Origin of the sequence: Streptomyces sp. NPDC058375, assembly GCF_042723425.1 — a bacterium.
Taxonomy (GTDB): Bacteria; Actinomycetota; Actinomycetes; order Streptomycetales; family Streptomycetaceae; genus Streptomyces; species Streptomyces durocortorensis.
The window spans coordinates 17982-29031 of the sequence record NZ_JBHXJG010000074.1; the positions used below are offsets into that span (position 1 = coordinate 17982).

11 protein-coding genes are annotated in these 11050 nt (G+C 71.7%); 5 read left to right on the forward strand and 6 right to left on the reverse strand.

The window, feature by feature from the left end; translation table 11 throughout:
• Nucleotides 1–22 precede the first annotated feature (22 nt).
• Nucleotides 23–1333 (reverse strand): Nramp family divalent metal transporter, encoded by a 1311-nt coding sequence (locus ACFWM7_RS15020; RefSeq protein WP_383260290.1) that lies wholly within the window; start codon nucleotides 1331–1333, stop codon nucleotides 23–25.
• Nucleotides 1334–1482: 149 nt separating this feature from the next.
• Here ACFWM7_RS15020 and ACFWM7_RS15025 point away from each other — a divergent pair, with 149 nt between their 5' ends.
• Together ACFWM7_RS15025 and ACFWM7_RS15030 are read left to right on the forward strand one after the other, a co-directional pair.
• Entirely contained in the window at nucleotides 1483–1725 is a 243-nt protein-coding gene (locus ACFWM7_RS15025; RefSeq protein ID WP_383260292.1) for a type II toxin-antitoxin system Phd/YefM family antitoxin, read from the forward strand.
• Nucleotides 1725–2099, forward strand: a complete 375-nt coding sequence (locus tag ACFWM7_RS15030; protein WP_383260294.1) for a type II toxin-antitoxin system VapC family toxin — start codon at nucleotides 1725–1727, stop codon at nucleotides 2097–2099. Before ACFWM7_RS15025 ends, ACFWM7_RS15030 begins: the two co-directional genes overlap by 1 nt.
• Nucleotides 2100–2168: 69 nt before the next feature.
• Here ACFWM7_RS15030 and ACFWM7_RS15035 read toward each other — a convergent pair whose 3' ends face one another.
• The 4 genes from ACFWM7_RS15035 to ACFWM7_RS15050 form a co-directional block, all read right to left on the reverse strand.
• On the reverse strand, nucleotides 2169–3644 hold the full coding sequence (locus tag ACFWM7_RS15035; protein ID WP_383260313.1) for a GntP family permease: 1476 nt from the start codon (nucleotides 3642–3644) through the stop codon (nucleotides 2169–2171).
• A 164-nt stretch (nucleotides 3645–3808) separates the two neighbouring features.
• Nucleotides 3809–4219: a RidA family protein gene (locus ACFWM7_RS15040; protein ID WP_103509953.1), complete on the reverse strand. Its 411-nt coding sequence runs from the start codon at nucleotides 4217–4219 to the stop codon at nucleotides 3809–3811.
• A 6-nt stretch (nucleotides 4220–4225) separates the two neighbouring features.
• Nucleotides 4226–4984 (reverse strand): IclR family transcriptional regulator, encoded by a 759-nt coding sequence (locus tag ACFWM7_RS15045; protein WP_383260296.1) that lies wholly within the window; start codon nucleotides 4982–4984, stop codon nucleotides 4226–4228.
• Nucleotides 4981–6081 carry a sugar kinase gene (locus ACFWM7_RS15050; RefSeq protein WP_383260298.1) on the reverse strand — a complete coding sequence of 367 codons (1101 nt, stop codon included), beginning with the start codon at nucleotides 6079–6081 and terminating at the stop codon, nucleotides 4981–4983. The genes ACFWM7_RS15045 and ACFWM7_RS15050 overlap by 4 nt, the downstream gene beginning before the upstream one ends.
• 133 nt (nucleotides 6082–6214) lie before the next feature.
• Here ACFWM7_RS15050 and ACFWM7_RS15055 point away from each other — a divergent pair, with 133 nt between their 5' ends.
• On the forward strand, nucleotides 6215–7552 hold the full coding sequence (locus tag ACFWM7_RS15055; RefSeq protein WP_383260301.1) for an alanine racemase: 1338 nt from the start codon (nucleotides 6215–6217) through the stop codon (nucleotides 7550–7552).
• Between the two features lie 42 nt (nucleotides 7553–7594).
• Nucleotides 7595–9214, forward strand: coding sequence for an amidohydrolase family protein (locus ACFWM7_RS15060; protein ID WP_383260303.1), 1620 nt, complete (start codon nucleotides 7595–7597; stop codon nucleotides 9212–9214).
• Between the two features lie 65 nt (nucleotides 9215–9279).
• Here the strand turns inward: ACFWM7_RS15060 and ACFWM7_RS15065 are convergent, their stop codons facing one another.
• Nucleotides 9280–10128: a siderophore-interacting protein gene (locus ACFWM7_RS15065; protein ID WP_383260306.1), complete on the reverse strand. Its 849-nt coding sequence runs from the start codon at nucleotides 10126–10128 to the stop codon at nucleotides 9280–9282.
• A gap of 90 nt (nucleotides 10129–10218) precedes the next feature.
• Between ACFWM7_RS15065 and ACFWM7_RS15070 the strand changes: the two genes are divergently transcribed.
• The coding region (locus ACFWM7_RS15070) for a TetR/AcrR family transcriptional regulator (protein ID WP_383260308.1) at nucleotides 10219–11050 on the forward strand (832 nt) is incomplete at its 3' end.

Consider the following 11050-nt stretch of genomic DNA (forward strand, 5'->3'; position numbering starts at 1 on the left):
TGCGGCGTTTCATCGGCCTTGCTCACCAGGGCAGGTCGCGCACTTGCTGCACGCACAGCACGACGAACAGCAGCCCGGCCAGCGCGAGCATCCCGTTGCTGAGCCAGCCGTTGCGCCACTCCCCGGGCGTACGGGAGGAGTTGAGCAGCCAGAGCAGGGTCAGGGCGAGGAACGGCATGAAGAACGCGCCGAGCACCCCGTACGCGATGACCAGGCCGAAGGGTTCGTCCAGCCAGAGCAGGGTCATCGGCGGGAAGGTCAGCCAGAGGAGGTACGCCCGGAAGGGCAGCGACCGCTGGCGGCGCTCGGCGGCGGCCGGCCCCTCGTGTTCCTCGGCCTTCGCCGCTCCGGCCGCCGGGGCCCGGAACCGCTCCACGAAGTCGGCGAACATCAGGCTCACCCCGTGCCAGACGCCGATCAGCGACGAGAACGACGTGGCGAAGAAGCCCACCAGGAAGAGCTTGGCGGTGCCCGCGCCGAACCGGTCCTCCAGCACCTCGCCCAGGTCGATCAGCCCGCGGTCCCCGGAGGTGAGGGCGACCTGCGAGGCGTGCAGCAGCTCGGCTCCGACGATGAGCATCGCCACGACGAAGACGCCGGTGGTGATGTAGGCGACCCGGTTGTCGAGCCGCATCACCTTCATCCAGGAGGAGTTGCTCCAGCCCTTGGCGTTGACCCAGTACCCGTACGCGGCCATCGTGATCGTGCCGCCGACGCCGCCGATCAGCCCGAGGGTGTAGAGGAGCGAGCCGTCCGGGAGCACGGGCAGCAGCCCGGCGAACGAGGCCCCGACGTCCGGGACGACGCGGATCGCCACGTAGACGACCACCACGAACATGATGCCGATCAGGACCGTCATGACCTTCTCGAAGACGGCGTACCGGTTGAACCAGACGAAGGCCAGCCCGATCAGCCCGGTGACGATCGCCCAGAACTTCAGCCCCGGCCCGTCGGGGAACAGCGCCACGATGGGCAGGGCGCTGGACGACATGGCCGTCGCCCCGTAGATGAAGCCCCAGATCACGACGTAGATCGCGAAGTAGACCGTGGTCCAGGGGCCCAGGCTGCGCCAGCCGTCGAAGAGCGTACGGCCGGTCGCCAGGTGCCAGCGGCCGGCCGCCTCGGCGAGCGAGATCTTGACGACGCAGCCGATGACCGCCGCCCACATCAGGGTGTAGCCGAACTTGCTGCCCGCGATCAGCGTCGCGACCAGGTCGCCGGCCCCGACCCCGGTCGCCGCGACGACGATGCCGGGGCCGATGTACTTCCAGCTGGACTTACGTGGTCGGGAGGCCGGCTCCCCTGTCGCTGTGGTTGCGCTTGTCTCCGCCATGCTGATCAAGGAAGCGCAGTCGGCGGGTGCAGCACAAGGGGTGTGCACGGAATCGGCGGGCCGAGGCCCGCCGCGAGGTGGACCCAGGCAGCCCGAGGTAACCTTAGTCCAGCCCTTAGTCCACCTCTTCGCCCTCTGGTGAGGCAGCCATGGAATCAGCCCGGCAGTACAACGTGCACGAGGCCAAGACGCACTTCTCCCGGATCCTGGAGCAGGTCGCCACCGGCGAGGAGGTCGTCATCAGCAAGGCCGGCGAGCCCGTTGCCAAGGTGGTGCCCCTGCACCCGAAGGTACGGAGGACCGGGCGGGGGTCGCTGGCGGGTCGCATCCACATCGCGGACGACTTCGACGAGCTCCCCGACGACATCGCCGACGCCCTCGGGATGCGCTGATGCGTCTCCTGCTCGACACCCATGTGGTCCTCTGGTGGCTCGCGGACTCCGAGGAACTCTCCGACCAGGCCAAAGAGCTGCTGGACACGGAGCCGTCGGTACACCTCAGCGCGGTCTCCGCGTGGGAGATCGCCGTCAAGCAGTCCCTGGGAAAGCTGAAGGGCCCGGACGACCTGGCGGAGCGCGTACGCGACAGCCAGTTCACCGCGCTGCCGATCACGGCGGGCCACGGAGTGCGGGCGGGCAGACTGCCGGCCCTGCACCGCGACCCCTTCGACCGGATACTGGTCGCCCAGGCGCAGGTGGAGGGGATGACCATCGTCACCCGTGACACCTGGATCCCGCAGTACGACGTCCCGGTCCTGGCGGTATGACGGGGCCGGCGGGCCTACGGGCGCGACAGCACCGTAGGCCCGCCGGAGTCGGATCCCCTGCCGGGGAAGCTAGATGACCAGGCTGAGCAGCGCCGCGACCACGAAGCCCGCGACCGAGAGCACCGTCTCCAGGACCGTCCAGGACTTCAGGGTGTCGCGCTCGCTGATGCCGAAATACTTCGACACCATCCAGAAGCCGCCGTCATTCACGTGCGAGGCGAAGATCGAGCCCGCCGAGATCGCCATGATGATCAGCGCGAGGTGGGCCTGGGAGAGGTCCTGGCCCTCGACCAGCGGGACCACGATGCCGGCCGTCGTGACGATCGCCACCGTGGCCGAGCCCTGGGCGACGCGCAGGACGACCGAGATCAGCCAGGCGAGCAGGATGACGGGCAGGCCCACGTCGTTGAAGGTGTCCGCCAGCGCGTCCGCGATGCCGCTGCCCTTGAGGACCGCGCCGAAGATGCCGCCCGCGCCGACCACCAGCAGGATGTTGCCGACGGGCTTGAGCGAGGACGTGGAGACGGACTCCAGGGACTTGCGGGACCAGCCGCGCCGGATGCCCAGCAGGTAGTACGCGAGGAACAGCGCGATCGTCAGGGCGACGAACGGGTTGCCGAAGAACTCGATCACCGAGCGGAGCGTGGACGGGTCCAGGGCGATGGAGGAGAACGTCGCGGCGAGGATCAGGATCAGCGGGGTGCCGATGATCGCGAGGACCGTCAGGAGCGGGACCGGCTTCTCGTGCGGGGTGACGCCCGCGGCGCGCTGTTCGGCGGCGACGGCGGCCTTGGCCTCCTCGGCGGCCTCCACCATGTCCTGCGGTACGTCGACGAAGACGCGCTTGCCGATCCAGGCGGAGTAGCCCCAGGCGGCGATGACGGACGGGATGCCGACGACGACGCCCATCAGGATGACCCAGCCCAGCGACACGTTGAAGAGTCCGGCGGCGGCCACCGGCCCCGGGTGCGGCGGCAGGAACGCGTGGGTCATCGACAGGCCCGCCAGCAGCGGCATCGCGTAGAGCAGGATCGATTTGCCGGAGCGCTTGGCGGCGGCGTACACGATCGGCGCGAGGACGAAGATGCCGACGTCGAAGAAGACCGGGATACCGAAGACGAGGCCCGTCATCCCCATGGCGAGCGGGGCGCGCTTCTCACCGAAGGCGTTCAGCAGCCGGGCGCTCAAGACCTCGGCCCCGCCGGACACTTCGAGGATCGCGCCGAGCATGGTGCCGAGCCCGATGATGATCGCGACATGGCCGAGGATGCCGCCCATGCCGGACTCGATGACCGAGACGGCGGCGGATTTCTGCACGGTGCCGAAGAGTTCGGTGACCGAGAGACCGGCGCCGAGGCCGACGGCTATGGAGACCGCGAGCAGGGCGACGAACGGCTGGAGCCTGACCTTGATGATCAGGAAGAGCAGGAGGGCGATGCCCAGGGCGGCGACGGTCAGCAGACCGGCCGTGCCGTCGATCAGGAGGAGCAGACCACCGGTGTGCGGTGGTGTCTCGACCGGCGGTGGAGTGGCGGCGAGCAGCATGGGGACTCCGGTGGTGCTGGAGGGCAGGGGGGAGCGCGGCACGGCGCCCCCGGGGGGCGGGGAGCCGTGCCGTACGGCGTGCGGGAAGGGTTACGCGGGTGGGGCAAGGGGATCCGTGGGGCGCGGCGTTCGGGGGGAAGGAACGGTCGGCGGGCCGGAACGGATCAGCTGAGCACCGCGAGCGCGTCGATCTCGATGAGCAGGCCCTTGGGCAGGCCGACGTAGACCGTCGTGCGGGCCGAGGGGGCCTCCTTGAGGTTCTGCTCGGCGAAGTAGGTGTTGTAGATCTCGTTCATCTCCGCGAAGTGGTCCACGTCCGTGAGGTAGACGCGCATCATCATCACGTCGTCCCAGCTCGCGCCGCCCTCCTCCAGGATCGCCTTGACGTTGGCGAAGGTCTGGAGGGTCTGTTCGCGCAGGGTGGGGCCGGCCGGGGTCGGGGCCTGGCCCTCCACGGCGGGGAGGAAGCCGACCTGGCCGGCGACCTGGAGGATGTTCCCCTTCTTCACGCCGTGCGAGAACTTCGCGGGCGGCGTGGTGTGGGTGGAGGGGGTGAGGGCGGTCTTCTCGGTCATGGCTGATCAGACTTTCTTGGGTTGGGTGGTGCCGGAATACTCCCGGCTGATGGTCTCGGCGGTGCGCCGGACCAGCGGGAGCAGGGTGAGGAGTTCCTCGGCCGTGACGACCACATTGGGTGCGGACACCGACATGGCCGCGACGACCCGCCCGTCCGCGCCGCGGATGGGGGCGCCGATGCAGTTGATGGACTCCTCGTGGCCACCGAGGTCGGTGGCCCAGCCCTGTTCGCGCACGACGGCCAGCTCCTTGAGGAAGGCGGCCGCGTTGGGCGTCGAACGGGACGTGTACATGGGGTAGTCGAGCTTCTCGGCGATGACGCGCCGTTCGGGCTCGGCGAGGTCGGCCAGCAGCAGCTTGGCGACGGCCGCGACGGTGATCGCGACGGGCTTGCCGATCCGGGAGTACATCCGGACCGGGTAGCGGCTCTCGACCTTGTCGATGTAGAGGACTTCCTGCTCCTCGTACACGGCGAGGTGGACGGTGTGCCCGCACCGGTCGTTCAGCGCGACCAGGTGGGAGTGGGCGATCTCGCGCACGTCGAGGTTCTCGACGGCCTCCTGCGCGAGCGCGAAGAGCCGGGCGCCGAGGCGGTAGCGCTGGTCCTCCTGGCGGTAGACGAGACCGTGCTCGTGGAGCGTACGCAGCAGGCGCAGCGCCGTGGACTTGTGGACGCCGAGCCGCTCGGCGACCTGCCCGAGGTCGGCGGGCCCCTGGGCGAGCAGCGGCAGGATGCTGAGTGCCCGGTCGACGGTCTGGCTCATGGTGTGCGTACCTCCTCGGGGGCCCGGTCGGCTGAGGTCCAGCCGGGGCCGAGACGAAGTGTCCCCCAGGCCTCGTCGCCGAGGGCGACGAGGCGGTCGGCGTGGTCACGGGAGGGCGGCTCGGTGAGGTCGCCGGGGACGGTGAGGACGGCGGCGGCCATGAGATGCCCGTGCCGGACCCGGTCACGGACGGACAGCCCGCGCAGGGTGGCGGAGAGGAACCCGGCGGCGAAGGCGTCGCCCGCACCGACGGCGGCGACGACGTCGACGCGGAGGGCGGGGACATGGGTGACGGTGTCGGCATTCTCAGCCCCTCCGGCGATCGAGGAGCGGGGCCCGGGGCGGAGCCCCGAGGCGAACACCGTCGCGCCCGCACTCCCCCGCTTCACGACCAGCACGGAAGGCTCCGGCACCGCCGCCCGGATCGCCTCCGCCCCCACGATCCCCCACGCCTCCTCCGCCTCGTCCTCCCCGACGAACACCAGATCGGCCCGCCGGGCCAGCTCCAGCAGCACGGACGCGTCCACATCGCCACCCCGCCACAGATGCGGCCGATGGTTCACGTCGAAGGACACCAGGGGCCGCCCGGGCCGCGCGGCCGTCAGCTCCCGCAGCAGCGCCAGACAGTCGCCGGACAGCGCCGCCGTGATCCCGGACAGATGCAGGATCCGGCCCGCGAACAGCTCCTCGTACGGCACGTTCGCCGGCGACATCGCGGACGCCGCCGACCCCGCCCGGTAGTACGCGACCTCGTGCGTGTCGGTCCCCCGGTCCGTGGCCGTACGGAAGTAGATGCCGGTCGGCCGGACCGGATCGCGGCGGACGGCCGAGGTGTCGACCCCGTACGACGCGATCGTCTCGACGAGGTGATCGCCGAAGCCGTCCGCGCCGACCCGGCCGACCCAGGCCGCCCGGTGCCCGGCGGCGGCGAGCGCGCAGGCCACGTTGGACTCGGCTCCGCCGATCCCGCGCCCGAAGGAGGGCACGTCGGCGAGGCGGCCGGGCTGCGAGGGCAGGAACGTCACCATGGACTCACCGAGACAGACGACATCGGTGGTCGTGGCGGCGTGGGCCGTCCCTGCTGCGGGTCCGGACACTGAGGGCTCCTCGCTGATCGGCGTGCGGGCCGGTGGTCACCATTGACCGGGCGTCGGCTCGGATGTTAGACAGCGTTGAGCGATATACGCAATGGGTGTTGCATATGTTGCAACGAACTTCGAGGAGCTCCCCTTGGCAGCCGAACGCCCCACCGGTCACACCCCCGCTTCCACGCCTTCCGCCCCCGGCGTCTCCCCCGCGTCCCTGGCGTCCGGCCTCTCCGACGAACGCGTCGACCACCGCTTCAAGGCCCTGCCGCCGGACGCGGCGGGCCTGACCGTCGGGGCGCTGGCCGCCGAGCGCCGCAACCTCTTCACCGGCGGGTTCACCACCCCCGTCCTCGCCCTCTCCGCCGAGTCGGTCGCGCACAACCTCGACCTCCTGGAGACGTACGCCGAGCGCCACGGCCTCGCGTTCGCCCCGCACGGCAAGACGTCCATGTCCCCCCAGCTCTTCGTGGACCAGCTGAAGCGCGGAGCATGGGGCATCACGGCCGCCGTGCCGCACCAGGCACGGGTCTACCGGGCGTACGGCATCGGGCGGATCTTCCTCGCCAACGAGCTGGTCGACGCGGTCGCCCTGCGCTGGCTGGCCGGCGAGATGACGGCCGACCCGTCGTTCCGCTTCGTCTGTTACGTCGACTCCGTGCGCGGCGTCGAGCTGATGGACGAGGCCCTCGGCGCGGCGGGCGCCACCCGCCCGGTCGACGTGGTCGTGGAGCTGGGCGCGGGCGAGGGCGCGCGCACCGGAGCCCGTACGGAGGCCGACTGCGCGGCGGTGGCCGACGCGGTGGCGGCGGCCGGGTCGCTGCGCCTGGTGGGTGTGGCCGGGTACGAGGGCGAGGTGCCGGACGCCGACCCCGAGCGGGTACGGGCATGGCTGCGGCGGCTCGTCGCGCTCGCGGCCTCCTTCGACGGCGAGAAGCGGTTCACCGGGGCCGAGGAGATCGTGATCAGCGCGGGCGGCAGCGCCTGGTTCGACGCGGTCGCGGACGTCTTCGCCGAGATCCCCGAACTCAGCGCGCCCGTGCTGAAGTTGCTCCGCTCCGGGGCGTACGTCTCGCACGACGACGGGCACTACAAGCACCTCACCCCGTTCAACCGCGTCCCCGAGGAAGGTGCACTGGAGCCCGCCTTCCGCCTCTGGGCGCAGGTCGTCTCCCGCCCGACCGGCGAGCAGGCGTTCCTCAACGCCGGCAAGCGGGACGCGGCCTACGACATCGATCTGCCCGAGGCGCAGGTGGTCCGCTCCGGCCGGGACGGCTCGGTGCGGCCCGCCACCGGGGTCACGGTCACCGGCCTCTCCGACCAGCACACCTGGGTGCGCACGGAGGACGGGGCCGAGCTGGAGGTGGGCGACTGGGTCGGCATGGGCCTCTCGCACCCCTGCACCAGCTTCGACAAGTGGCAGCTGATCCCGCTGGTCGAGGCGGACGGCACGGTCACCGACTACATCCGCACGTTCTTCTAGAGCCGCCGAGCCGTACCGATTCCGCTCCCTGAAAGGTGACCCATGGACCTGGTCCTGCGTGACGCGCTCGTCGTCGACGGCACCGGCGAGCCCTCCTACCGCGCCGATGTGGCCCTCGACGACGGCCGCATAGCCGAGATCCACGCCGAGGGCTCCCCCGGCCCCCGCCCCACCGCCACCCGGACCGTGGACGCGGACGGCCTCGCGCTCGCCCCCGGCTTCATCGACATGCACGCCCACAGCGATCTGGCGCTGCTGCGCGACCCGGATCACAGCGCGAAGGCGGCGCAGGGGGTCACCCTCGAAGTGCTGGGCCAGGACGGGATGTCGTACGCCCCGGTCGACGACCGTACGCTCGCCGAGGTCCGCCGCTCCATCACCGGCTGGAACGGCGACGGAAGCGACATCGACTTCGACTGGCGCACGGTCGGCGGCTATCTGGACCGCCTGGACCGGAACTTCGGCGGCCAGGGCATCGCGGTCAACGCCGCCTATCTGATCCCGCAGGGCACGGTCCGGATGTACGCGGTCGGCTGGGACGGCCGCCCCGCCACCGACGCCGAACTGGCCCGGATGCGGGAGCTGGTGGACCAGGGCATGCGCGAGGGCGCGGTCGGCATGTCGTCCGGGCTGACCTACACGCCCGGCATGTACGCCGACGACGCCGAACTCACCGAACTGTGCCGGGTGGTGGCACGCCACGGCGGCTACTACTGCCCGCACCACCGCAGTTACGGAGCAGGCGCACTCGAAGCGTACGAGGAGATGGTGCAGCTGACGCACAACGCCGGCTGCGCCCTCCATCTCGCCCACGCCACCATGAACTTCGGCGTGAACAAGGGCAAGGCGCCCGACCTCCTGGCCCTCCTGGACGGCGCGCTCGCCGCCGGGGCAGACATCTCGCTCGACACCTACCCGTACACCCCCGGCTGCACCACGCTGGTGGCCATGCTGCCGAGTTGGGCGAGCGAGGGCGGGCCGGAGTCGATCCTCACCCGGCTCGCGGACCCGGCGAGCGCGGAGAAGATCCGGCACCACCTGGAGGTGCTGGGCTCGGACGGCTGCCACGGGGTGCCGATCGAGTGGGACACCATCGAGATCTCCGGCGTGAGCGCACCGCATCTGGCGGAGTACGTCGGCCGTACGGTCGAGGAGTCGGCGCGGCTGCGGGGCGAGGAGCCCTGGGCGACCGCGCGGCGGCTGCTCACTGAGGACCGGCTCGGCACGACGATCCTCCAGCACGTGGGCCACGAGGAGAACGTCCGGCAGATCATGCGCCACCCGGTGCACACCGGCGGCAGCGACGGCATCCTCCAGGGCGACAAGCCGCACCCGAGGGCGTACGGCACGTTCCCGCAGTATCTCGGCCGGTACGCCCGGGAGTTGGGGATCCTCTCGTTGGAGGAATGCGTCGCCCATCTGACCTCGCGCCCGGCCGCCCGGCTGCGGCTGGCGGACCGGGGCCTGGTGCGTGCGGGCTACCGCGCGGACCTGGTGCTGTTCGATCCGGAGACGGTGGCGGCGGGCTCGACGTTCGAGGAGCCGCGCACGCTGCCGGTGGGCATCCCGCACGTCCTCATCGACGGCCGGTTCGTCATCGAGGACGGCAAGCGGACGTCGGTGCTGGCGGGCAGGGCGGTCAGGGGAGCCGGGGCCGCCTGAGGCCCCCTACGCCGGAGCCCCCTGAGGGCCCCCGTGCCGGGACCGACCGAGGGGCTCCCGACGGATTACGAAGCGTCCGCCGCGCGCTCGGCCGCCCAGGCGACGTCCTCCTTGGTGGGGGCGTCGTCCTGGGTGAGCGCGCGCCTCCAGTAGCCGCTGAACTCGACTGCCGCCTTGGGCAGTTCGCGGTCTTCGACCAGGTGGCGGCGGAGCGCCCGGACCGCGGACGCCTCGCCCGCCACCCAGGCCGCGTCCACCCCGTCGAGGTCCGCTCCGGCGTCCCGTACGGCTTCCACCAGCGAGCCGCCGAGGTCCCGGTGCACCCAGCGGACCTCGGCTCCCCCGGCGGCGGACGGCAGCTCCCGCTCCTCCCCCGCGTCCGCCACCTCCGCGAACACCACGGCCCCGGTACTGGCCGGCAGCGCCTCCAGCACCGTGGCGATGGCCGGGAGCGCGGTCTCGTCCCCGGCGAGGAGCAGCCGCCGCGCGACGGGCAGCGGGCGGGCGTAGAGGGACGACGGGCCGACCATGCCGAGGACGTCACCGACCCGGGCCGCCGCACCCCAGCGGGAGGCAGGCCCGCCCTCGCCGTGCAGCACGAAGTCGACGGCCATCACGTTGCGTTCGCGGTCGTACGAGCGGACGGTGAAGCTGCGCATCCAGGGGCGCTCCTCCTCGGGGATCGCGAGATACGCCTCGTACCAGCGCATGCCGTACGGGTCGTCGGCGTCCCGCTCCGGCAGCCGGAGCACGGTCTGCCCGGCGCGCGGCAGACAGAGCTTCATCTGCTGGTCGGGGCGGTCCTCCATGAGCCCGGGCAGCTCGTCGGCCGTGAACCCGACCCTCACCGTGCCGGGGGTGACCCGCTCGACGTCCACGACCCGTACGTACGTGACCGGCAGCGCCTGACCCATCGCGACCCGACCCCTCTTTCGTGGAGCTTGATACCTTACGGCGTAATGAATTACCCGCCGGACGTTACTTTACGCCGTAAGGAGTCGCAAGTGGTGGTCTTCGCCGGGCAGGGTGACCCCCGCCGCTCCCTCTCCCTCCTGTGGCGCGCGGACGCCCCGCCGCCGGCCCGGAGCGGCCCGGGGCCCAAGCCCCGGCTGAGCGTGGACGCGATCGTGGCGGCGGCCGTGGCGCTCGCGGACGAGGAGGGGATGGGGGCCCTGTCGATGCGCGCGGTCGGCGACCGGCTCGGGCGCACGGCGATGGCGCTCTACACCTACGTCCCCGGCAAGAGCGAGCTGCTGGACCTGATGTACGACGCCGTCCACACCGAACTCCCCTCCGGGTACCCGGAGTCGGACGACTGGCGGGCCGCGCTCACCGCCTGGGCCGGCGAGGTCCTGGAGTTCTACGTCCGCCACCCCTGGGTACTCCAGGTCTCGCAGGCGCGGCCGGTGCTGGGGCCGCACGAGTACGCGGGCCTGGACGCGCTGGTCTCCCTGCTGCGGGCGACCGGGCTCGACGCGGGGGTGCTGCGGCGGCTGGTGGGAACCTTCTTCCCGTTCGTCCGGGGCTCGGCGCAAGCGGTCGCGGACGCCCGGCTGGCCGCGGCGGCGACCGGGAGTTCCGACGAGGAGTGGTGGGCGGCGCGCTCGGCGGCCCTGATGGAACTGGTCCCGGACTTCGCGGAGCGCTTCCCCGCGGTGAGCGGCCTGGAGGCGGAGGGGCCCGTGGAGCCGTATCCGGGCGCCGTCCCGGAGGGCGCCGAGACGGTGCCGTATCCGGAGCGGGAGGCGCGCGAGACGTTCCGGGTGGGGCTCGGGGTGCTGCTGGACGGGATCGAGGCGGTGTGCCACCAGGCGGCGATGGTCGGGCTCGGCAAGG